Genomic DNA, 25,212 nt, shown 5'->3' with positions numbered 1-25,212 from the left:
AATGAAAAATATCCTTCGTATATCTATCGCTAGCGCATTTTTATCAATGAGTGTTGGAGCCGGTGCAACCACCAGTTCAGCCACTGTTGATGAACTGCCTATACTTAAGCAGGAGACACAGCACAGTGTCGCCGCTAAGCGTGTTAGCGCACTTTTTACTCGCGCGCATTATAAAGAGATTGCGTTGGATGACGCACTTTCGACTAAAATTTTTGATCGCTATCTCACTTCCCTTGATCACAATAAGCAGATTTTCGTTCAATCTGACATTGAAAGATTTGAAAAATATCGCACTGAATTTGATGATGCACTGAGCAAAGGCAATTTAGATATTGCCTATGACATGTACAACATCAATGCCGAACGTCGTATCGAACGCTTTAAATATGCATTGAGCCTGCTTGAAGAACCGTTCGACTTTGAAGCAGAAGGTGACAAGTTTTACTTTGACCGTGATGATGCCGAATGGCCCGACTCGCAAGAGGCTATCGACGAACTATGGCGTCAACGCATTAAATATGATGCGCTGAACCTGGTCTTGGCAGATAAATCATGGGAAGAAGCTAAAGAGTTGCTGACCAAGCGTTACAACCGTGCAATAAAGCGATTGCAACAAGCGAAAAGCGAAGACGTATTTCAAACGGTGATGAATTCATTCGCACGCAGTATCGAAGCCCATACAAGCTACCTTTCTCCGCGGAATGCAGAGCGGTTCCAAATGGACATGAATTTGTCATTTGAAGGTATTGGAGCGGTATTACAAAGCGAAGAAGACTATACGGTCATTAAAAGTATCGTCCCAGGTGGTCCTGCTGACTTATCCAAGTCACTTAAGCCAGAAGATAAGATTGTGGGCGTTGCCCAAAACGATGATGAGTTTATTGACGTAATTGGCTGGCGATTAGATGAAGTTGTCGAACTGATTAAGGGCCCTAAAGGCAGCACAGTTCGTCTGCAGGTTCAAAAAGGCGCAACTGAGAGCAAAACTATGTCGGTTGTCAGCTTGACACGCGACAAGATTAAACTTGAAGACCGCGCGGCAAAATCTGAAGTGTTTGTACCAGATTCAGGTCCTCATCAGGGCGAAAAGTTAGGCGTAATCACAATCCCCAGTTTCTACAATAATCTGCATGCTGATGTGAAGAAAGAAATTGATTCTCTGAAAGCGCAAGATGTAAAAGGTGTCATAGTGGATTTACGTGGCAATGGTGGTGGCTCGCTGACAGAGGCAACACTGTTATCAGGTCTGTTCATCGAAAAAGGCCCTGTGGTACAAATTCGTTATGGCGAAGGCAAAGTTTCTGTTAATCGTGATACTGACGGTTTAGTTGCTTACGACGGCCCGTTAACCGTTTTGGTTGACCGTTATAGTGCTTCTGCATCAGAAATCTTTGCTGCAGCCATGCAGGATTACAATCGGGGTATTGTGATTGGTGAACAAACATTCGGTAAAGGCACAGTGCAGCAGCATCGTGGCTTGGGACGAATCTATGACCTTTACGACAACCCTCTGGGGAGCGTGCAATTTACCATCGCTAAGTTCTACCGTATAAATGGGGGTAGTACTCAGCATAAAGGGGTGGTTCCGGATATCGCGTTTCCATCGCCTATTAATCCGGCAGACTGGGGCGAGAGTCAGGAAGAAAATGCACTGCCGTGGGACAGTATCAATCGCGCTAACTACACAACGTTTTCTGACAGTCAGAATGCCGTTGATGTACTGACTGCTAAGCATAATGCGCGGATCATGCAGGATCCTGAGTTTACTTATATCCAGGAAGATATCAGCGAGTACAACAAAAATAAGGACCGCGATTATATCTCGTTAGTTAAGTCTGAGCGTATTGCGGAAAAAGTTGAGGCTGAAGAAAAGCAGCTCAAACGCACAAATGAGCGGTTGGCGCGTCTGGGCAAAGAGCCAATTAAATCGTTGGATGACTTGCCGGATGAGTTGGATGAAATCGATCCACTACTTACCGAAGCGGCAAATATCACGTATGATATGCTCAACACTGGCAAATACGCGATTACCCATAATTAAAAGCGTTTTTTGAAAAGAGGCTGGTGCTGTACCAGCCTCTTTTTTTTGTCTGCCAGAAATAATAATAAACAAAAAATCAGGGACTACACGTATGGCATCTCGAGGTGAATTCTCTTCACGAATTGGTTTTATACTAGCAGCAGCCGGATCCGCGGTCGGACTGGGCAACATCTGGGGCTTTCCAACCCAGGTCGCCAGCAATGGTGGTGCGGCATTCGTTCTGGTCTACCTATTGCTCGCATTTGTTCTTGCTTATCCGGTCTTAATGGCAGAGCTGATCATTGGCCGGGCGAATCGGTCCAATATGGTCGATGCGCTGGGAAAAATTTCTGGCAATGCGATTGGGCGCGCAGTAGGGATTTGGGGCGGTATTACTGTATCGCTTATTCTTGCCTTCTACGCCATTGTTGGCGGTTGGATGATTGCTTATTTTGGCGAGTCCGCGGTAAACCTGGTGGGGGCTGAATCGCTCTCAAATTGGCTGGTGTCATTTTCCATACCCCGCAATCTTATTTTCTGTGCACTATTTTTAAGTTTAACTGCCTTTATTGTTTTAGGTGGGGTTAAAGCGGGTATTGAAAAATGGTCCGTCAGACTGATGCCGACGCTGGTCATTATTATTTTACTGCTGATTGTTTATGTAAGCTTTCAGCCGGGCGCATTAGATGGCTGGAGCGCTTACCTGGTGCCTGACTTCAGTCGCGTGCTTGATCCCGAACTGCTGATAAGTGCGATGGGACAAGCCTTCTTTTCGATGTCACTGGGGGTAGGCACCATGCTGGTGTATGGATCATACCTGTCAAAGCAGGAAAACCTGCCTACCATTGGCGCATCTGTCGCCTTGGTCGATATTGGTGTTGCCATAATTGCCGGAATGCTGATTATTCCCTCAATGTATGTCGCCTTACACAACGGTGTTGAAATTTTCACTGCAGAGGGGGTGTTGATTGAAGGTGATCAACTGATTTTTACCGTGTTACCTGCTTTATTTGATTCTATTGGAGGAGTAGGTGTTTTCGTCGCGTTTGCATTTTTTGCCTTAATGGTAATAGCTGCGGTGACCTCTTCTATATCAATGCTGGAAGTACCTGTCGCCTATCTGGTGGAAAGTAAGGGAATGATGCGCAACAAGGCGGTCTGGCTGATGACATTTGTTATATTTGCTGCCAGTGCCGTTATCATCTTTAATTTCCAGGCGTTGTTTGGCTTTGTCATTGCGCTTACTACGCAATATAGTCAACCCCTGCTAGGTTTGGTACTGTGCATATTCGCTGGCTGGGTCTGGCGCAGAGACAATATTTTAGCCGAACTGAAAGAAGGAAATGCGCAAGCTGAACACACCGTATTCTGGAAGGTCTGGCCCTGGTATGTTCGCTTCGTCTGTCCCATAGTTATTGCCTTTATGTTTTACCGCTCTATTGCGTAGTTAGAGACTTATAATAATGAATAATCAACTCAAATCGCCCACGCTGTTAGATGCGTTGTTGCCCATAGTGTTATTAGTCATCATGATGGGTGCGGCTGTTTACCTGTTTGGCGACGCATCCTCATACGGTCCGAATCAAATAGCCTTATTACTCGGCACAGGTATCGCCGCAGTCATTGCGATGAAAAACGGCCTTAAGTGGAAAGAAATAGAAAAAGGAATCGTGCACGGCATTTCAATGGCGTTAGGCGCTTGCTTGATACTGCTGGCGGTCGGTTCACTGATCGGCACCTGGATGCTTGCCGGGACGGTGCCCACGTTAATTTATTATGGCTTAGAGTTGCTTAATCCGGCGTTTTTCTATGCAGCCACCTGCTTGATTTGTGCGGTCGTTGCAATGAGTATCGGCAGTTCGTGGACCACGGCGGCAACCGTGGGTGTTGCACTTATGGGTGTTGCAACCGGGATGGAGATGTCTGCAGCAATTACCGCAGGTGCGGTTATTTCTGGTGCTTATTTCGGCGATAAAATATCGCCCCTGTCTGAAACAACCAATTTAGCTCCCGCGGTTGCCGGTACTGACCTTTTTGAACATATCCGTTACATGCTGTGGACAACAATTCCCAGTTTTGTAATAGCACTGATTTTATTTCTGGTGCTGGGTTTTTCTGAAAGTGGTAATGCCTCGGTCGAAAAAATTGAGTACATGCAGTCGCTTTTACAAGACTCATTTTCATTAGGCTGGCACTTATTGGTCCCGCTAATCGTACTACTTACGTTGGCCATCAAAAAAATGCCAGCGTTTCCAGCGGTATCCATTGGTGCAGTATTGGGTGGTATCTGGGCGGTACTCTTTCAAAGCGATGTCATTGCCGGAATGATTCAGCAGGGCGATAGCAATGTAGTCGGCACCATTAAAATAGTATGGACGGCATTTTTTGACGGCGTAAGCTTTTCAACCCCGGACGAAAATTTAAACAGTCTGTTGAGCAGAGGTGGGATGTCTTCTATGCTCAATACGATATGGCTGATAGTCTGCGCGTTGTCGTTCGGCGCGGTGTTGGAAAAAGCGGGCTTATTAAAGCGTGCGGTAAATGCTATTTTGGCAGGTGCGAAATCTGCTGGTGATATGATCAGTCGTACTATTTTAACCTGTATTGGTACCAATCTAATTACGGCTGACCAGTATATGGCGATTGTCATGCCAGGCAGGATGTATAAGGAAGAATTTGAAAAGCGCGGCCTTCATCAGTTGAATCTCTCGCGCAGCTTAGAGGACGGAGGCACGCTAACATCTCCGCTGATACCGTGGAATACATGTGGCGCGTACATGCATGGTGTATTGGCTGTACATCCTTTTGAATATATATTTTACGCTTTCTTTAATGTGATCAACCCAATCCTGGCAATCATCTATGCATTTCTTGGGGTGAAGATTTTAAGATTAACGCCTCCTTTTCAGGCCAGTGTAAAGGAGCAGCAATCGTAACGAGCAATAGGAGGTTACGTGAGTATGCAGGTCAAACGTCGGGCGGATTATCAACCGCCTGCTTTCTTTATTACCAATGTTGAGTTAACCGTGCATCTGCATCCGCATTCCACGCGGGTGCAAAGCACACTTCATATAAAGCGCAACGGCACCCATCAACATGATTTGGTTCTGGACGGTGAGCAACTTAATCTGGTTGAAATCACAATAGACAACCAAACTGTCGATCATCACAAGGTAACCGATACCGCCCTCATCATTCCATCTGTGGGGGATGAGTTTATTTTAAGTACGGTTTGCACCATTGCGCCTGATAGTAACAAAGCGTTAGAGGGGCTGTATCTTTCTAATGGCGTTTATTGTACTCAGTGTGAAGCTGAAGGGTTTCGTCGTATAACCTACTTTCTAGACCGACCCGATGTATTAGCGACTTATCAGGTCACCGTACATGGTGATAAAAAAGTACTACCAACCTTGCTCTCAAATGGCAATCCGGTAGATAAGGGTGATAATGACGACGGTACGCACTGGGTAAAATGGCATGATCCTCATCCTAAACCTTCCTATTTATTTGCTCTGGTGGCCGGTGATTTTGATTTATTAACCGACACTTACACGACTATGAACGGCAAGCAGGTTGCGTTAGAACTCTATGTTGATAAAGGCAAGCTCGACCGTGGTCAGTTCGCACTGGATTCATTAAAACGAGCAATGAAGTGGGATGAGCAGGTTTACGGTCTCGAATATGACCTGGAAATTTACATGGTCGTTGCGGTCGACTTTTTCAATATGGGCGCGATGGAAAACAAAGGGCTGAATGTATTTAACAGTAAGTTTGTTTTAGCGAATCCTGCTACCGCCACCGACGAAGACTTTTTCAATGTTGAGTCTGTCATTGCACATGAATATTTTCATAACTGGACCGGAAATCGTGTTACCTGCAGAGACTGGTTTCAATTAAGTCTCAAAGAAGGGCTGACTGTGTTTCGTGATCAGCAGTTCAGTGCCGACATGACGTCTGAACTGAGCAACCGCATAAAGCATGTCCGCGTCATTCGAGAACATCAATTTGCCGAAGATGCCAGCGCAATGAGCCATCCTATTCGTCCCGATGAAGTCATCGAGATGAATAACTTCTATACGGTAACCGTTTATGACAAAGGTGCGGAAGTGATCCGCATGTTGCATACGTTGTTAGGCAAAGACGGTTTTCGTGCAGGAATGGATGAGTATTTTAAACGACACGATGGCCAGGCCGTAACCTGCGATGATTTCGTCAGCGCGATGCAGTCGGTCACGGATCTGAATTTAACGCACTTTTCAAAATGGTACAGTCAATCCGGTACGCCTGAAATTTCCGTTACCAGAAAGCGGGAAGGGGATAAGACGCTGATAACCGTATCGCAACGCACACCAGCGACCGCCGACCAGCAAGAAAAAGAAGACTTATTCATTCCGCTAGGGTTTTCCTGTATCGATGCAACTGGGCAGCAATATCAGGACCGTGCAGGCAAAGTCACAAACGGGATTTTACTTCTCGACCAACAACAGATAACCCTGACTTATGATCAGCAGGAGTCTGAGCTGATCCCCGTAGTGTTAGCCAATTTCTCCGCACCAGTGCGTATAAAGCAATCTTTAGACAGTACCGAATTACTCGCAATATTTTTACACGCAAATGACGATTTCAATCGTTGGGATGCGCTACAACAATTGTACGATTGGTGTATTAGCCAATACGAAGCCAATCAACAGGTCGATGAAACTATCTGGGAAGGTTTGAAGTCTGCGCTGAGTAGCGAAAAAACAAACTTTGAACTACTCAGTGAATGTCTCATCATTCCGAGTTTTGAAACGCTCTGCCAGTCCCGGACCAACATTAATGTTGAAACCCTGAATGCGGCCCGCGAACAGTTTGTCAGAGAATTTGCCGAAAGGTTTGAGCCTGAGCTACTGGCGATCTATCAATCGATCAGCCTGGCGGACTATCACTACGATCAGCAGGATGTCATTGCCCGACGTTGTAAAAACGTAGTGTTAGCGCATCTGGGCAGACTGCAACAAAACAGTGAACTTGTTCAGCAGCATTATACGCAGTCAGACAACATGACCGATACGCTCGGTGCATTAAAAGCCGCTCAGCAGGGCCATAGTGATCCGTTCAATGCATTGATGGACTCGTTCGGTGAACGTTGGAAAAGTGATCCGCTGGTATTGGATAAATGGTTTTCGTTGCACGCTACCACGGAACGCGAAGATATACTTTCTCATCTGACCATGCTGCAGGCACATCCTCAGTTCAGTATTGAAAACCCCAATCGTGTGCGCGCGCTGATAGGAAGCTTTGCGTTTTATAATACGAGCGGTTTTCATGCTCTTGATGGTAGTGGCTATGAGTATCTTACTGATTATCTGATTAATCTGGATTCGAGCAACCCTCAGGTAGCCGCTCGTTTAGTCACCCCCCTGACGCAATGGCAACGGTTTAATAAACATCATCAACATAAAATGAAAACCCAGCTTGCCCGGTTGCTAGAGCAAGAGGGATTAAGTAACGACGTATATGAGAAAGTGAGTAAAAGTCTCGCCTATGAATCATCAGCCGAATAATGGCCGCGTTTATTTTTTTTCCATTTCATTATCATATAAGCGGTGTGAGGCGTTTTATCAGCCTGGCAATAACTCGGTTATTGTCACCGCTGACACCGGTCACCGAATTCAAATTCCTACGTCTCGCATGCGTGCGTTTGTGACAAAACAGGGTATTCAGGGAAGATTCAGAATGACGATCGATAATAACAACAAAATTGTTTCATTTGAGAAGATAGGATAGTGTCTGTTTTGGATGGTAAATATAAAGATAAAAAATAACTGGTTGATACCTTTCGTGTTATCTATTAAAGAACTGGTACGATTAGTTCTTGCGATTCAAACGAAATGATGTAATCATTTTGTTAATCAATATGGTTGGTCTTTATGTCTTCGCTTTGAAGCGTAGATTTAGGAGAATAAAAAATATGACAAACAGGCCTAGCGCATTTAAAAAGTCACCTATTGCAGCAGGAGTTATCGCCCTTCTAGGCGCAGCTTCGATGTCCACTCAGGCAGCAAGCTGGCAATTTGGTGATGTTAATGTATCACTTGACTCTAGTTTCACTCTTGCAACCAGTATTCGTACAGAAGACAGGGACTATAGTCTTATCGGGAACAGCAACCATCCCCAATTTGATTGGACCGGCTACAATGCCGCTACCAATGTTATTTACCCTAGCGCCGATGTATGGGCCAATTCGAATGGTGCCTATTCTACCAATGGTGACTTAGGCAACCTTGCACACGATCCCGGTGACCCTTATTCAACGCAGATATCAGGACTTCATGAACTGGATATTAACTTTGGCGATTACGGTTTCTTCGCCAGTGGTTTCTGGTTCTACGATTTTGAACAGAAAGATGGCGATCGCCCTTGGTCCAACCCGATCACCGGAGAGCAGGTTGATTTGTGTGAAGACCCGGATGCAGAAGAACTGCTCTGCCAGGATGCACGTTTGCTGGACGCGTTTTTCTATGGTGACTGGTGGATTGGCAACAAACCACTTACTGTTCGCATAGGCCAGCAGGTAATCAGTTGGGGTGAGAGCACTTTTATCCAGCATGGTATCAACACCACTAACCCGATTGACGTCACCCGTGCACGCGCACCAGGTGCTGAATTAAAAGAAGTATTTATTCCTGTTGGAATGGTTTTCGCCTCTTTGGGTATTACAGATACGGTCAGTCTTTCTGGTTACTATCAATATGAATGGGAACGTAGCTGGTTGCCTGTCGCAGGCAGTTATTTTGCTACTAACGACTTCGCTGGTGAAGGTGGACAAGCTAACAACATCCAGTTAGGTTTTACCGGTAACCCTGATATCGATCTCGATCACCTGCTTACCTCGCTGAACAATTTAGGTGCCGCATTAAATGCCGGCGCTGATGCTGCACAGATTTCACAGGCGTATTTAGCATACCCCACTAAAGTGGCGTTGCGTGCTTACTCTGATGAAGCGCATGTTGATGCTGACGATCAAGGCCAGTACGGGTTGCGTTTAACCTGGTTTGCAGAAGCATTAAACGAATCTGAATTAAGCTTCTACCACATCAATTATCATAGCCAACGTCCGTTGATTTCAGGTGTTACATCAAACTTTACACCGAAAGCAATTGAACGTGATCTGGCTCGCTTAGCGCAAGGCGTAGACAAGTTTAATGTAACTGATCTTGAAGCCTTTACTGAAGCACAGTTTTATTACCCGGAAGATATTAAACTGTACGGTTTCAGTTTCAATACCAACGTTGGCACTACCGCTCTTGCGGGTGAGATTGCATACCGTAAAGATGAACCTCTGCAAATTGATGATGTAGAGTTGCTCTATACGGGTATGCCAGAACAGTTAGCCAACGCGGGCATTCGTCCGGATCTTGAGGGCATCTCACAGCTTAACAATATCGGCCGTAATGTCGGACCAGGCCAGACCGCTGAAGGTTTCCTGTTCTCTGATACGCTTCAGGCGCAAATGACGTTATCTCACGTGTTTGGGCCAACGTTAGGTTCAGACAACTTCATCCTGTTAGGTGAAGTGGGTTGGGTTAATATCGTTGACTTCCCTGATCCAAACGTTATTCGTTTGAATGCACCGGGAACCAATAGAACACCTTCGCTTGAGCCTACGCCTAGTGGTAACCCAAGAACGGGATTACATATTGGTTTGTCTAATGGTCCAGAGGAAAACCCGTTTGCAACAGACGATGCCTGGGGTTATCGCCTGCTTGCTGTAGCTGATTACAACAACGTGTTCGCTGGCATCAATATGCGCGCGCGGGCTACGTTCTCACATGATGTTGATGGTACAACACCTGATCCATTGTTCCTGTTTACTGAAGATGTTAAATCTGCAAGCGTTGCATTGACGTTTGATTACTTAAGTAAATGGTCTGCCACCGCGTCTTACAGTTCTTTCTGGGGTGGTATTGGTACGACTAACGGCTTATCAGACAGAGATTTTGTCTCGTTTAACATCAAGTATTCAATCTAGAGGTGTCTAAGATGATTAAAAAAGTTGGTTTAATTGCGGCTGCAATGTCGCTCGCTATCGGCAGCAGTGCGCTAGCTAAAGTGTCTGAAAGTGAGGCTAAAAAACTAGGTGATAGTCTTACACCTCTAGGTGCAGAAAAAGCGGCAAACGCTGATGGCAGTATTCCTGCGTGGGACGGTGGTATAACCAAAGCGCCTGCGGGATACAGTGTGGGTGACCACCATCCTGATCCGTTCGAGGGTGATAAAGTAAAATTTGAAATTACTGCCGACAATTATAAAGAATATGCGGATAATTTAACTGCTGGACAGATCAAGTTATTTGAAACCTATCCAGATACGTTCAAAATGCCTGTCTACGAAACCCGTAGAACGGCATCTAATCCGCAAGCGGTCTATGATGCAACCAGGGCAAATGCGACCCGCGCAGAACTTTTAGATGGCGGTAACGGCATCAAAGGTGCGGCTGTCGGTATTCCTTTCCCCATCCCTGAGAATGGACTGGAAGTTATCTGGAATCACATTCTTCGCTATCGTGGTGAGGCGGTTGAACGTGCTGGCGGTCAGGCGGCCGTCACTTCTTCAGGTAGTTACAACGTGATCGGCTTTGATGAACAGTTACTGTTAAAGTACAGCGAGCCAAATGCGACGCCGGAACAACTGCTTGAAGACAACATTTTGTTTATGTTTAAACAAAAAGTAACCGAACCAGCGCGTCTGGCAGGTACTGCGTTGCTTGTTCATGAAACCGTTGATCAGGTTAAAGAACCGCGTAAAGCATGGACATACAACACGGGACAAAGACGTGTTCGTTTAGCACCAAACATTGCTTACGACACACCAGGAACCGCGGCCGACGGCCTGCGTACAACTGATGACTTTGATATGTTCAACGGCTCACCAAACCGTTATGACTGGGAGCTGAAGGGTAAAAAAGAACTCTACGTTGCGTACAACAACTATCAGTTACATAGTAAAGACGTTTCGTATAGCGACATTTTAACACCGAACCACATCAATCCTGATCTTACTCGTTGGGAAAAACACCGTGTGTGGGTAGTTGAAGCTACACTCAAAGATGGTTTCCGTCATGTTTACCAAAAACGCGTCTTCTTTATTGACGAAGACAGCTGGCAAGTACAGGTAGCTGATATGTATGACAACCGCGGCGAACTATATCGGGTCGCGTTTGCTTACGGTATCAACTATTATGAAGTACCAACCCATTGGTCAACACTTGATGTGTACCATGATTTGAACTCTCGTCGCTATTTAGCGATTGGGTTAGACAACGAAGAGAAAATGTATGATTTTTCTATTCGTCCACGAGAAGTAGAATTTACGCCGCAAGCACTTCGGCGTGAAGGGATGCGCTAATCGAGTTTAAACGGTTGGCTTTGCCAACCGTTTTTGTTTAGAGCTATTGAAATAAAAAAGGGTTACTTGTTACTTATGAAAAAAGCCTTTTTGGCTATGGCCTTAGCTTGTGCTGGTTTTTCCGCCAATGCAGAACAAGCATTTATGGCACCACTGGTAAAGCAGTCTGTTTTACTTGATGTTGTCGCAACAGATTATTTGGTAATTGTAGGCGAACGCGGCCATATATTAACGTCAGATGATGGTGAGACATTTACACAGCAACGTGTACCTACCCATTCCACCCTGACGGCAGTCGATATCGTTAATGATAATGTGTGGGCGGTTGGGCACGATGCCATCATTTTGCATTCAGCCGATAAAGGTGTCACCTGGCAACAACAGCTGTACAACCCTGACATCGAACGGCCATTTTTAGACGTGTTGTTTTTTGATGACCAACATGGCATTGCGGTCGGTGCCTATGGCTTGTTTTACCGTACCACTGATGGCGGTAATAATTGGAAGTCAGAGCGTCATCCGACATTGCTCAGTGCCGATGATCAGGCCTACCTCGAACAGGTAAAAGCAGAAGACGAAGACTTTTATCAGCAAGAATTAAACTCCATTCTTCCTCACATAAATCACGTTACCCTTGATGGTGACACGCTGTACATGGCTGGCGAAGCGGGCCTGTTAGCTTACAGCAACGACAAGGGCAGAAGCTGGAATCGCTACGATGTTGATTACACAGGATCGTTTTTTGATATCCGGCCATTAAGTGGCGATACCGTTGTCGCTGTTGGATTACGAGGCAACATTTTTAAAATGAAAGAGCAGGGGGTGTGGAGCTATGTCAGCACCTGTGCGCCCAGCACCTTAAACGCACTTTTCCCGCTTTCAGACGAAAGCATTACTGCGTTGGGTAATAACGGCATGTTGGTGACACTCAGTCGCCCGTTACCTGATAGCACCAGCACTCCATACACGCCACTCTATCAGTGTGAGCGGCCCAAGGAAGTGTCAGTCCAGCAGTTGGACGATAAAGCCGCGGTTTTAAACGCTGTAAGATTTAACAACAAAATAATTGGTGTCAGCGCTAACGGCATCAAAAAACTTAATTTGGACTAGCAAGCTACATGTCAAGTATCACTCATTTAGCAGAACGCATTGTATTTGGGAATCGTAAAGTTGTCGTCTTCCTGTTTGTTCTGGCCACCTTGTTTTTAGGTTATCAATCGTCACAAATGCGCCTCGATGCGGGTTTCGAGAAAAACATACCGCTCAATCATGAATATATGCAAACCTACATGAAGTATCGCAACGATTTTGGCGGTGCTAACAGTGTTCTGGTTTCGGTATGTGATAAACAGGGCAACATCTACAACCAGAATTTCTTTGATACCCTTAAAAATGTCCACGACCAACTGTTTTTTATCAATGGCGTAAATCGGGCTCTCGTCGTTTCGCTGTTTTCGCCTTCTACACGATTCACCGAGATCGTTGAGGGCGGCTTTGCAGGCGGCCCCGTAATTCCCGCAGACTTTGATTCCACCTCTCCGGAAGCATTACAACTGGTTGCGGCTAATGTTGAAAAAGCCAATATTGTTGGTCGTCAGGTGTCCAGCGATTACAGTTGCGCCATGGTAACGGCACAACTATTAGAGCTAGACCCACAAACCGGTGAGCAATTAGACACATTAAAGTTTGCCAGCGAATTAGAAGAGAAACTGCGCAACCAGTTCAGCTCTGAAGAGATTTCGATTCATATCATCGGCTTTTCCAAAATGATTGGCGATGTCGCGGATGGGGCAAAAGATGTATTGTTGTTTTTTGCCATTGCTTTAGCTATTACAGCCATCATGGTGTATTTCTTCTCTCGAAACATCATGTTGACTATCCTGCCACTGCTTTGCTCAATAATTGCAGTTGTCTGGCAGCTTGGCTTACTTTCCCTTATGGGATTTGGCATGGATCCGATGTCCATTCTGGTGCCTTTCCTGGTCTTCGCTATCGGTGTCAGCCACGGCGTACAAATGATCAATGCGGTGGAAAAGAAGGCGGTTAACGGAGCTGGTGCTAAACATGCTGCCATGAGCGCATTCCGTACCTTGTTGGTACCCGGTGGTATAGCGCTGTTATCTGATACTGTTGGCTTTATGACGTTGCTGGTAATCGACATTGGTATAATCCGCGAGTTGGCTATTACTGCCAGTATGGGTGTAGCGGTCATCATTTTGACCAACCTTATTCTGTTACCCGTGTTGATGAGCTTCTTAACGTTCGATAAAAAGTATGTCGAGAAATTTGCCGGTAAAGAAGAGAAATCCAGTAGATTCTGGAATATCGTAGCTAGCTGCTCGCATAAGAAGGCTGCGCCGATCATTCTGGTAATTACAGCGCTGTTATTCGGCTTTGGCTTCTATCAGTCACAGAAGATGAAAATTGGTGATTTGCATGCTGGCGCACCTGCCTTGCATGAATCGTCTCGCTACAATCAGGATACGTTTTTAATCACTGACAAATATGAAGTCACCGTCGACTATCTTTCGGTTTTAGTGGAGACCTCTCCTGAAGCATGTACTTCGCACACGGTAATGAAAGCTATTGATGATTTTCAATGGAAGATGGAAAACGTCGAAGGAGTGCAGTCGACGGTGTCCTTGGCATCTGTGGCCAAAGTGGTTAATGCGGGATATAACGAAGGCAACGTTAAATGGCAAGTTCTACCTCGCAACCAACAAACGCTGGTGCAGGCTATTTCACGTATTCCTACGACCTCCGGGCTGCTAAATGGCAACTGCTCGGTTATGCCCGTTATTTTATTTATGCAAGATCATAAAGCCGAAACCATTTCACGGGTTGTCGATGCTGTTAAAACCTATCGTCAGGACTATGAAACAGACGATATGAAGTTTAGCCTGGCCTCTGGCCCGGTTGGCGTCATGGCTGCTACTAATGAGGCGGTAAAAAGCGCGCAAATGCCGATGATGGCATACGTTTTCGGTGCGGTGATTTTGCTTTGTTTACTCAGTTTCCGTTCACTACGTGCAACGCTATCTGTGGTAATACCTCTTTACGTGGTGTCGGTTTTAGCGCAGGCATTGATGACATTTCTTGAAATCGGGTTGACCGTTTCTACGCTACCGGTCATTGCGCTAGGTGTAGGTATCGGTGTTGATTATGGTATTTATATCTTATCCACCATGAGCCGTCGTCTGAAGCAGGGTGACACTGTTCAAGCAGCTTACCTGGCAGCGTTGAAAGAGCGTGGAAGCGCGGTGTTGTTCACCGGTATCACGCTAGCAATAGGTGTAAGTACCTGGGTCTTCTCGACGTTAAAGTTCCAGATGGATATGGGTATACTGCTTACATTTATGTTCCTAGTGAACATGTTAGGCGCAATAATCGTATTACCCGCACTGGCCAGACTTCTTTGGTACAAACGAAATGAGCTATAATCGTTAAATTATTTTTGCATAGCTAAGCAGAAAAGGGCCAATCAGGCCCTTTTTTATAGGTTAATTCTGCATACTTATCTATGCTGTTAAAATGACGTTAAATAAGGCTTTCATTAACGCTAATATTTAGCGAAAATAGCTAGTGATACTCTGCACTTACGACAACAAAAAGGTTTATACATGACAGTCACCTCTCAGCGGCATTCAGTACTGCTAGACAATGTTTATTCACTTATTGATAAAAAAGTGGACGCGAAGCAAAAATCGCTCGTTCAGCAATTTGGTCGTCTGTTATATAAAAACATTTCCAACGATGACCTTGAATACCGCAATGATAGCGATCTATATGGTGCAACATTAAGTTTATGGAATGCACTGGAGAAGTTTGATAGTAAAGAACCCTTCATCCGGGTTTTTAATCCTGAAATTGCCAAACAGGGGTGGCACTCCAGTCACACTATAGTCGAAATCATCGTTAAGGATATGCCATTTCTGGTTGATTCTGTGCGTATGGCGCTCAACCGTATGGGCATTAACTCGCATTTATTCTTGCACAGCCCGATCGGCTTGAAGCGCAATAACGAAAACAAGATCACGGAATTTGTCGAACCCGGCAAAGCAGGTAATGGCATAACCAAAGAAACCGTCCTGTTTATCGAGATTGACCGTCAAACTGCTAAAAAAGATATTGATACACTGACCAAAGAATTGCATTCGGTGGTGGATGAAGTCTGGCTTGCAGTGAATGACTGGCAGGCAATGGGACAAAAACTTGACGAAGTCATCCAACAGGCTTACAAACTAAACTGGCCTGTTGCTGCAGACGAACAAAAGCAAACTAAAACCTTTTTAGACTGGTTAGCCGACCATAACTTTACCCTGATGGGCTACCGCTACTATGATGTAAAAGCCATCGAAGGTGACCATCGCTGGGTACCGGCGAATGACTCCAGCTTAGGGCTGATGAAAAACTCCATCAGTGATCGTGAACGCCTGGTTTCTAACTTACCTGCTACCGCACGCGCCGCAGCGTTAAGTAGTAACCCGCTTATTTTAACCAAAACCAATTCCAGAGCCCGCGTCCATCGTCCTGCGTACATGGATTACATTGGTGTCAAGGCATTTGACAAAGAGGGGCATGTTGTCGGTGAACACCGTTTCCTGGGTCTGTATTCGGCTTCATTCTACAACTCAAGCGCCATCGATTTACCCATCTTGCGCGAGAAAATTAAGCGAGTATGTGACCATTCCGGGTTCGAGCCGGGAACTCACGCCTATAAAGCCTTTGTTAATATTATTGAAACTTATCCACGTGATGAGTTATTGCAAACCCCGTCAGCCGAGCTTGCACAGATTGTAAAAGGTATTTTCCAGATGCAGGAGCGCGGCATATCCAAGCTCTTTATCAGAAAAGATATCTTCGGTCGCTTCTTCTCATGTCTGGTATTCGTACCCAGAGAGCGTTACAACACACAACTGCGTAAAGACACGCAGGCGCTACTGAAAGCTTCCTTAGGAGCCCAGGAAGAAGTCGAATTTACTACCTATTTCTCTGAATCTGTGTATGCAAGAACACACTACATTGCACGGGTCGATGACAACAATGCGGAATACGATGTGAAGGAAATTGAGAAAAATATTATCGAACTGACGAAAACCTGGAACGATAGGCTAGCTTCGTCGATCACTGCAGCACACGGTGAGGCAAATGGTAAGGCACTAGAGAAACGCTATCTCAATGCATTTTCCCGTAGTTACATGGAACAGAACTTACCCAGCGCAGCATTGATTGATATTCAGAAGCTTGAATTGCTGGATGAAAACCATACGCTGGACATGCTGTTCTATCGCCCACAGGAAGAGCAATCAGACAGTCAGATCGTAAAACTTAAGCTATTCCATAAAGCTGAACCGATCCATCTTTCTGACGTCTTGCCGATGCTGGAAAATTTTGGTCTGCGCGTGGTAGACGAGAGTCCCTATAAAATTACCTGTTCTGAAAATGAGCGCAACTGGGTGATGGATTTCACCATGCTGCACAAAAGTGGTCAGCATATGGACATGGAAAAAGCGCAGGAACTGTTTCAGGACGCGTTCGCCAAAGTCTGGTACAACACGCTGGAAGATGATGCATTCAACCGTCTGATCCTGGGTGGCGGTATGACCGGGCGACGGGTTACTATTTTGCGTGCGTACGCGAAATACATGCGTCAAACGGGTAGCTCATTCAGCCGTGATTACATTGCCAACACATTGTCTAATTACCCTGATATTGCCAAGCTGCTAATCGAGTTTTTCGAACAGCGCTTCAATCCCAAGAAAAAACGCAATCAGAAGAAACAGGAAGCCATTCTTAGCGAAATAAAATCGCAGTTAGATGGGGTGAGTAATCTGGACGACGACCGGATAATCCGTCGCTACCTGGATTTAATGAAGGCAACCTTACGTACCAACTTCTATCAGTTGGACGATGCCGGCATGGAAAAACCTTATGTGTCATTTAAAATGATGCCTGAGCTTATTCCTGATATGCCCCTGCCGTTACCTAAATTTGAAATCTTTGTCTATAGCCCCCGTGTTGAAGGGGTGCATTTACGTGGTGGCAAAGTCGCCCGTGGTGGCTTGCGCTGGTCAGATCGCCAGGAAGATTTCCGCACTGAAATCCTCGGGCTGGTTAAAGCGCAGCAGGTGAAGAACACCGTGATCGTGCCAGTGGGTGCGAAAGGTGGCTTTATCTGTAAACAACTGCCATTCAGCGAAGGTCGTGCAGCAGTTCAGGCAGAAGGTCAGAATTGTTACCGCACCTTTATAAGAAGTTTATTAGATATTACTGACAATATTGTCAATGGTGAAATAGTCCCCCCTAAAGATGTGGTTCGTCTTGATGAAGATGATCCTTATCTGGTTGTTGCTGCAGACAAAGGAACTGCCACCTTCTCTGATATTGCAAATAGTATCTCTGCCGAATTTAATTTCTGGTTAGGCGACGCTTTTGCATCAGGCGGCAGTGTTGGCTACGACCATAAGAAAATGGGGATTACCGCCCGCGGTGGCTGGGAATCGGTTAAACGTCATTTCCGCGAAATGGGCGTGAACTGTCAAACCACTGATTTCACCGCTATTGGTGTGGGTGATATGGCAGGCGACGTATTCGGTAATGGTATGTTGCTGTCAGAACACACGCGTTTAATTGCCGCGTTCAACCATTTACATATCTTCTTCGATCCTGACCCGGATGCTAAATCCAGTTATCAAGAGCGCAAACGCTTATTTGAAAATCCGTCGTTGTCATGGGAAGACTATGACAGCAAGCTGATTTCAACAGGCGGTGGTGTGTTTAACCGTTCGGCAAAATCGATTAAGTTAACTGCCGAAATGAAAAAGTGGTTAGGCACGCGTCAACAAACGATGACGCCGAATGAGCTTATTCACAACATTCTGAAAATGCCAGTCGATCTGCTCTGGAATGGTGGCATCGGAACTTACGTCAAGAGCAGCAAAGAAACTCACTCCGACGTGGGTGACCGTGCCAATGACGATTTACGCTTAAACGGTAAAGATGTGAAAGCGAAAATTGTAGGCGAGGGGGGTAACCTGGGTCTGACCCAGCTAGGTCGAGTTGAGTATGCCGCGCATGGTGGACGGGTAAATACCGACTTCATTGATAACGTGGGTGGTGTTGACTGTTCAGATAACGAAGTCAATATCAAAATCTTGCTTAACAGCCTAGTTGCAAATGGTGATATGACACTAAAGCAGCGTAACGCCTTGCTTTATGACATGACTGATGACGTCGCCGAACTGGTATTGCAGGACTGTTATCGCCAGACTCAATCTATTTCAATTACCGAACGCTCAGGTGTCTCGTTGCTGAAAGAGCAGTTACGCTTTGTTCATGGCTTGGAGCGCGAAGGGTTATTAAATCGTGAACTGGAATTTATTCCTACTGATGAAGAGATATCTGACCGCGTTGCGTCTGACAGAGGCTTTACACGTCCTGAACTGAGTGTACTTTCGGCGTACGGCAAAATGGTATTGAAAGAGTCTCTGGATATTCCTGAAATTACGTCTAACCCGTATCACGGCAAATTACTCATCACCGCTTTCCCTGAAGTGCTTCGTGATAAGTTCAGCCAGCAGATGCAGGAGCACCCGCTAAGAAGCGAAATCATCGCCACCAAGTTAACTAACAACATTGTTAATGACATGGGCCTGAACTTTGTGTTCAGAATGCAGGAAGAAACCGGTGCCACCGTTGATGAAATAGCTAACGCCTATGCAATCATCAAAGGTATTTTTAATATCGAAACCATCTGGGAAAAAATCGAAGATTTAGATAACCAGGTACCTGCTGATTTGCAACTGGAAATGCTGGAAGCGTGTCGTCGCATTATGCGCAGAGCGTCACGCTGGTATTTACGCCATGGTAATAAGTCGCTGGGCATTCAGGAGTCTATCGACCGTTATCGTACTACCTTCGAAAACCTGACTCGTCATCTGCAGGACTACCTGGTAGAAGCAGAATATTCGTATCTGGAAAAAATGACCCAGCGTTATGCAAAAGAAGGGGTGCCGCAGGATATTGCTTATCAAGTAGCCAGCTTCTCCAATATGTTCTCGAGTCTGGATCTGGCGCAAATTGATGAAGCCGATTCACACGATACCTCAGTGATTGCCAAGCTGTACTTCCAGTTAGGTTCAAAACTGGAGCTGCATTGGTTCTTAGAGCAAATCACTAATCAATCGGTAAGTAATCACTGGCAAGCACTGGCCAGAGCATCTTATCGTGAAGAGCTTGACTGGCAACAACGTTCGATTACAGCAAATTTACTGCAATCGCGTCCCGACGCAAAAGATGCGGATGAAATTTTAAACAGCTGGATTGAGCAAAATCAAACGCTTCTGAAACGTTGGTATCACATGATGTCTGAGTTTAAAACAAGCAATACACACGAATTTGCTAAGTTTTCTGTCGCATTGCGTGAATTGATGCTTTTAAGCGTTAAGTCTAACCATTAGAATGGTCACAATTGTTACCTGACGAATAAAAGCCCTGGGATACAGGGCTTTTTTATAATTACATGCAATCACTTATTCAAAATTTACTGCTTAAGTGCGACCCAGAAACCAGCCATGAATTGGCAATAAAATGGCTACATCGCACCCAACATACGCCACTGAATAAATTATATTCACACCAGACTGTGTCTAAGCCCACCACCGTGGCGGGTATTAAATTTACTAATCCTGTCGGTTTAGCTGCGGGGTTGGATAAAAATGGCGAATGTATTGACGCATTTGCCGCCATGGGTTTTGGCTTTATCGAAGTAGGCACGGTTACCCCGCGTCCTCAGTCAGGAAATCCTAAACCGAGATTATTCAGGATCCCTGAAAAGCAGGCGATCATCAATCGCATGGGCTTTAACAATAAAGGGGTTGATTACCTGGTCGAGCAAGTTAAGCGAACAGAATATGACGGTGTCATTGGTATCAATATAGGTAAAAATAAAGATACACCCGACGAACAGGCACTTAGCGACTATCAGGTTTGCTTAAACAAAGTGTATCCTTACGCCAGCTACATAACCGTTAATATTTCGTCGCCCAACACTCCGGGTTTGCGTAACTTGCAGCATGGTGAGGCATTGTCCCACTTATTGGACGGGTTAAAGCAGGGCCAGGAAAAACTGTGTCAGACTCACAGCAAATACGTTCCTATTTTCGTTAAAATTGCGCCAGACCTGTCTCAATCTGAAGTATCGGACTTTGCGCGCGCGTTGATAAAATCAAAAATGGATGGCGTTATTGCCACCAATACTACCCTTGATCGCAAGCCTGTAGAGGGCCTTAAAAATGCAGAGGAAGCGGGCGGTCTAAGTGGTGAAGTGTTGGATGATAAAAGTTACCAGGTAACCAAACAGCTTGCTGCCGAACTGGATCGAGCGCTACCTATAATCAGTGTCGGCGGGATTCATTCTGAAAACACTGCCCGTCAGCGGTTAGATGCCGGTGCGTCACTTATACAGGTATATTCAGCCTTTATTTATCAGGGCCCCGACTTGATCAAACGTATTGCCAAGTCGCTTTAATTAAGAAGATTATGAATTCAATATTACTCACAACCAGCAAAGGTTTGGATGAACTGTTAGCTGAAGAAGTGACAATGCTGGTGCCGGATGCGCAAATAAAATCATCGCCCGGTCAGCTTACGTTTACCGGCACACTTGAGCAGGCCTACCGTCTTTGTTTGTGGTCACGGCTTGCCAACCGAGTGGTTTGGGTATTAAACGAAAGTAAATTTGATGATGCTGAAGGGCTTTATGATGCGGCTAAAGACATTGATTGGTCAGAACATCTAGCGCCTTCGCAGACGTTAAGTATTGCCTTTCACGGTACCAACAGGGTAATAAAAAACACCCAGTTTGGTGCTGTTAAAATAAAAGACGCCATCGTTGACCAATTTATGGAAAACGTGGGCGAGCGCCCTTCGGTACAAAAATATAAGCCTGACTTGCCCATTTATGCCCGCTGCAAACGAGACTTGATCACCATTGGTATCGACTTAAGTGGTAGTAGTTTACATCAGCGTGCCTATCGACAATCCACCGGCGAAGCGCCGCTTAAAGAGCATGTTGCTTGCGCTATTCTAATGCGTTCCGGCTGGACGAAAAAGACTTCCAGTCCTTTAATCGATCCCATGTGCGGCTCTGGCACGCTGGCAATCGAAGCGGCATACATTCAACGCAATATCGCACCCGGTGTAAAACGCGAGTATTGGGGGTTCAATCGTTGGCAACAACATGACGAAGCGATGTGGGATCAGTTAAATACTGAAGCCCTGGCCGCACAAACGCCGGCATTAAATAACATCTTCGCAGCTGACATAGACAAAAACCTTGTGGCAGTCGCCCGTAAAAACGCTGACAATGCCGGCGTGTTCAGTGATATCGAGTTTGCTCATTCTAACGCCACCACGTTCTGCCCGCCGCTGAAAACTGTCGGTTATCTGGTTAGTAATCCACCCTACGGAGAGAGGCTTGGCCAGCTGACTGAACTGATTGAGTTATTTACCGATTGGGGACAGCATCTTAAAACCGCATGGCAGGGATGGCATGTATCCCTATTGAGCAGTAATCGGGACCTCCTGAAGTTACTTAAGTTAAGGGCGAATAAAGATTATGCCATTAACAATGGCAAGCTGGAGTGCCGCCTGGTTAATTATGTTTTAGACGAAGATAATTGCCAGCAGTTTAGTGAATCTGGCAGTAATCATGAATTTGCTAACCGCTTGCAAAAAAATCTTAAAAAACTTAATAAGTGGATCAAGTCTCAGCAAACTAACTGTTACCGTATTTATGATGCAGATTTACCTGACTATAACGTAGCAATTGATCGTTACGGTGAGGCACTGGTTATCCAGGAATACGCTCCGCCTAAAACGGTTTCCGAAGACAAAGCCAAGCGCCGTTTACAGGAAGTCCTATTGCACGCGCCAGCGGTGTGCGGCGTTGCCAGCAAAAATGTTTATTTGAAAGTTCGCGAAAAACAAAAAGGCACTCAGCAATACACTAAGCTATCTCAAAAAGGCGACAAGCAGGTTGTGCATGAAAACGGTGCCCAATTTCTGGTAAACCTGACTGATTATCTGGATACCGGATTATTTCTCGATCATCGGGAAACCCGTCAGATAGTAAAAAGCAAAGCCGCCAATAAAGATGTGTTAAACTTGTTTTCGTACACCGGTTCAGTGTCTGTGTTTGCCGCACTGGGTGGAGCGCGTTCTGTTACCACGGTTGACATGTCGAATACCTACCTTGAGTGGGCGAAAGACAATTTTAAGCAGAATAAATTAAGTGGCGCTTATGCGTTTATTCAAGCTGATTGTGTGAGCTGGTTAGCCGAACACAACGCCAAATACGATTTAATTTTTATTGACCCACCTTCGTTCTCTAACTCTAAGCGCATGAATACTACCTGGGATGTCCAGCGCGACCATGTAGAGCTGATTACTAACGCTAGAAAATGTTTGCGAGAGGGAGGAGAGATTGTTTTTTCAAATAATCGACGGGGATTTAAGTTAGCAACCGATGACATCGCTGCGTTGGGCCTCCACATTACCGACATAAGTCAACAAACTATCCCCACTGACTTTGCACGGCACAGCAATATTCATAAGTGTTGGCTACTGGCATGCTAAGTCTTATTTTATTCACCGGCCCTGGCTGCCATTTATGCGATGATGCGCTAGCCATCATTGCCGAGCTGAATCGGCCCGTTGATATTGAAAAGGTCAATATCCGAGAGAGTGCCGAGCTATATCATTTGTATGGTGCACGCATTCCAGTGGTAAAACGAAAAGATACCGATGCCGAACTTGGTTGGCCATTTGATACCGAACTTCTTGAGCAGTTTTTAGAATGAGTTTAATTCAGTTAAAAAATATTTCGTTAATGTTCGGTAGCCCTCCGTTACTGAATGACATTGATCTGGTGGTACAACCTAAAGAGCGGGTCTGCCTGGTTGGACGAAACGGCAGCGGTAAATCGACTTTACTGAAAGTCATTGCCGGTGAAATTAATGCCGATGACGGCCAGCGAATTATCGATAATGACACCATTATCGCCCGGTTGGAACAGGATCCACCCCAAACCAATAACGTCAGCATTTTTGATTATGTAGCCGAAGGTCTTGCCGAGTTGGGTGAAACGATAAAGGCCTACTTTCATCAAACGCAAACCGTGGCAGAAGATCCATCAGAAGCAAATTTAGTGCGGCTACAAAATCTGCAAGAACAACTGGAAGCACAGAATGCGTGGCAGTTTGAACAGAAAATTGAGCAAACGCTGTCACAGTTACAACTGCTTCCTGATACCAGGCTCGCTGAGTTATCTGGTGGCTGGCGCCGCAAGGCAGCACTGGCGCGCACGCTGGTGCGTTCACCGGATATTTTATTACTTGATGAGCCAACCAACCACTTGGACATTGCTATGATAGAGTGGTTAGAAAGCTCTCTATCGACTTATAATGGGGCCATTATTTTTATCAGCCACGATCGTTCTTTTATCAGACGTATGGCAACCCGTATCATTGATCTCGATAGAGGTACGCTCACCAGTTACCCGGGCAACTATGCGACCTATCTTGAAAAGAAGCAGCAAGATCTTGAAATTGAAGCAACTCAGAATGCAGAGTTTGATAAAAAGTTAGCGCAGGAAGAAGTCTGGATCCGTCAAGGTATCAAAGCACGCAGAACACGTAACGAAGGCAGGGTCAGAGCCCTGAAAAAGCTACGCGAACAGCGCAGGCAACGCCAGGAAGTGCAGGGCAATGCGGTAGTATCGCAATCAGCCTCTACACGCTCAGGTAAAACCGTTTTTGAAGCCACCCATCTGAGCTACTCAATTGAACAAAAGTGTCTGGTTCGTGACTTAAACCTGACCCTGTTACGGGGTGATAAAATCGCTCTTATCGGCCCTAATGGATGCGGTAAAACCACCCTTATCAAACTGTTATTAGGTCAACTTGAACCCGATAGCGGAAATTGCAAGCAAGGCGCAAATCTTGAAGTTGCTTATTTCGATCAGCACAGACAAGGGCTGGATCTGGAAAAATCCGTCATCGATGCGGTTGGCGACGGCAAACGCGATTTAACCGTGAATGGCCAACCCCGACACGTGATTAGCTATCTGCAAGATTACCTGTTCACGCCGGAGCGGGTTAATGCACCGGTAAAATCTTTGTCTGGCGGAGAAAAAAACCGCTTAATGCTGGCCAAGCTCATGCTTAAACCCAGTAATGTTCTGGTTCTCGATGAACCGACCAATGATCTGGATGTCGAAACTCTGGAAATGTTGGAAAGCCTGCTACTGAACTACGAAGGCACCGTGTTGCTGGTTAGCCATGACAGGGAGTTTGTTGACAACGTAGCTGACAGTGCCTTGTTTTTCGCCGGTAACGGCAAGATTCAGGAATTTGTCGGCGGGTTTACTGATATTGAACAATGGTATAAAGGCAGAGGCGAATCGGTATTTGATGTGTTTGAAAGAAAACAGCTCAGGTCAGCTAAAAGTGAAACTAAATCTCAGGAAAGCAGTCCAAAGCCAGCGCCAGTAACGAAAAAGCCTAAAAAGCTCTCGTACAAAGCACAAAGAGAGCTGGAAAGCTTACCTCAAGAGATTGAATCGTTAGAGGAAAAGCTGGCAGAATTACAAGAACAAGTTAACCAACCCGAATTTTTTAAACGAACGAATGATGAGACCTCAACAGCACTCGCGCAACTTGCTGAAATTGAGGATACGTTAGCAGCGAAATACGCTCGCTGGGATGAATTAGAAAGTACGCTGGAAGATCAGCAGTAAATAG

Annotated in this window: 14 protein-coding genes; all 14 read left to right on the top strand. The window is 45.6% G+C overall.

The genetic code is table 11. The features are described from left to right. Position 1 precedes the first annotated feature (1 nt). Entirely contained in the window at positions 2 to 2,041 is a 2,040-nt protein-coding gene (gene prc / locus HCJ96_RS00155; RefSeq protein ID WP_169209017.1) for a carboxy terminal-processing peptidase, read from the top strand. 91 nt (positions 2,042 to 2,132) lie between these two features. Next, positions 2,133 to 3,467 carry a sodium-dependent transporter gene (locus HCJ96_RS00150; RefSeq protein ID WP_169209016.1) on the top strand — a complete coding sequence of 445 codons (1,335 nt, stop codon included), beginning with the start codon at positions 2,133 to 2,135 and terminating at the stop codon, positions 3,465 to 3,467. Positions 3,468 to 3,483: 16 nt separating this feature from the next. Next, positions 3,484 to 4,956 (top strand): Na+/H+ antiporter NhaC, encoded by a 1,473-nt coding sequence (gene nhaC / locus HCJ96_RS00145; protein ID WP_169209015.1) that lies wholly within the window; start codon positions 3,484 to 3,486, stop codon positions 4,954 to 4,956. 18 nt (positions 4,957 to 4,974) lie between these two features. Next, positions 4,975 to 7,566, top strand: a complete 2,592-nt coding sequence (gene pepN / locus HCJ96_RS00140) for an aminopeptidase N (RefSeq protein ID WP_343034624.1) — start codon at positions 4,975 to 4,977, stop codon at positions 7,564 to 7,566. Continuing rightward, entirely contained in the window at positions 7,547 to 7,789 is a 243-nt protein-coding gene (locus HCJ96_RS00135; RefSeq protein WP_169209014.1) for a DUF2835 family protein, read from the top strand. The genes pepN and HCJ96_RS00135 overlap by 20 nt, the downstream gene beginning before the upstream one ends. A 184-nt stretch (positions 7,790 to 7,973) precedes the next feature. Next, a complete protein-coding gene (locus tag HCJ96_RS00130) occupies positions 7,974 to 10,034 on the top strand; it encodes a DUF1302 domain-containing protein (RefSeq protein ID WP_169209013.1) in 2,061 nt (686 codons plus the stop codon). 11 nt (positions 10,035 to 10,045) lie between these two features. Continuing rightward, complete coding sequence (locus HCJ96_RS00125; protein WP_169209012.1) at positions 10,046 to 11,410, top strand: DUF1329 domain-containing protein; 1,365 nt, start codon at positions 10,046 to 10,048, stop codon at positions 11,408 to 11,410. 75 nt (positions 11,411 to 11,485) lie between these two features. Next, a complete protein-coding gene (locus HCJ96_RS00120) occupies positions 11,486 to 12,520 on the top strand; it encodes a WD40/YVTN/BNR-like repeat-containing protein (RefSeq protein WP_169209011.1) in 1,035 nt (344 codons plus the stop codon). A gap of 8 nt (positions 12,521 to 12,528) precedes the next feature. Continuing rightward, a complete protein-coding gene (locus tag HCJ96_RS00115; RefSeq protein ID WP_169209010.1) occupies positions 12,529 to 14,850 on the top strand; it encodes an efflux RND transporter permease subunit in 2,322 nt (773 codons plus the stop codon). A gap of 180 nt (positions 14,851 to 15,030) precedes the next feature. After that, entirely contained in the window at positions 15,031 to 19,869 is a 4,839-nt protein-coding gene (locus tag HCJ96_RS00110) for an NAD-glutamate dehydrogenase (protein WP_169209009.1), read from the top strand. A 62-nt stretch (positions 19,870 to 19,931) separates the two neighbouring features. Continuing rightward, a complete protein-coding gene (pyrD, locus tag HCJ96_RS00105; protein ID WP_169209008.1) occupies positions 19,932 to 20,939 on the top strand; it encodes a quinone-dependent dihydroorotate dehydrogenase in 1,008 nt (335 codons plus the stop codon). Positions 20,940 to 20,950: 11 nt separating this feature from the next. Beyond that, positions 20,951 to 23,047, top strand: a complete 2,097-nt coding sequence (gene rlmKL, locus HCJ96_RS00100) for a bifunctional 23S rRNA (guanine(2069)-N(7))-methyltransferase RlmK/23S rRNA (guanine(2445)-N(2))-methyltransferase RlmL (protein ID WP_169209007.1) — start codon at positions 20,951 to 20,953, stop codon at positions 23,045 to 23,047. After that, entirely contained in the window at positions 23,041 to 23,271 is a 231-nt protein-coding gene (locus HCJ96_RS00095; RefSeq protein WP_169209006.1) for a glutaredoxin family protein, read from the top strand. The genes rlmKL and HCJ96_RS00095 overlap by 7 nt, the downstream gene beginning before the upstream one ends. Further along, positions 23,268 to 25,208, top strand: a complete 1,941-nt coding sequence (gene uup / locus HCJ96_RS00090; protein ID WP_169209005.1) for an ATP-binding cassette ATPase Uup — start codon at positions 23,268 to 23,270, stop codon at positions 25,206 to 25,208. The genes HCJ96_RS00095 and uup overlap by 4 nt, the downstream gene beginning before the upstream one ends. Positions 25,209 to 25,212 lie beyond the last annotated feature (4 nt).

The organism is Alteromonas ponticola, from assembly GCF_012911815.1.
Lineage (GTDB): Bacteria > Pseudomonadota > Gammaproteobacteria > Enterobacterales > Alteromonadaceae > Alteromonas > Alteromonas ponticola.
This window is presented reverse-complemented; position numbering and strand designations above follow the sequence as displayed.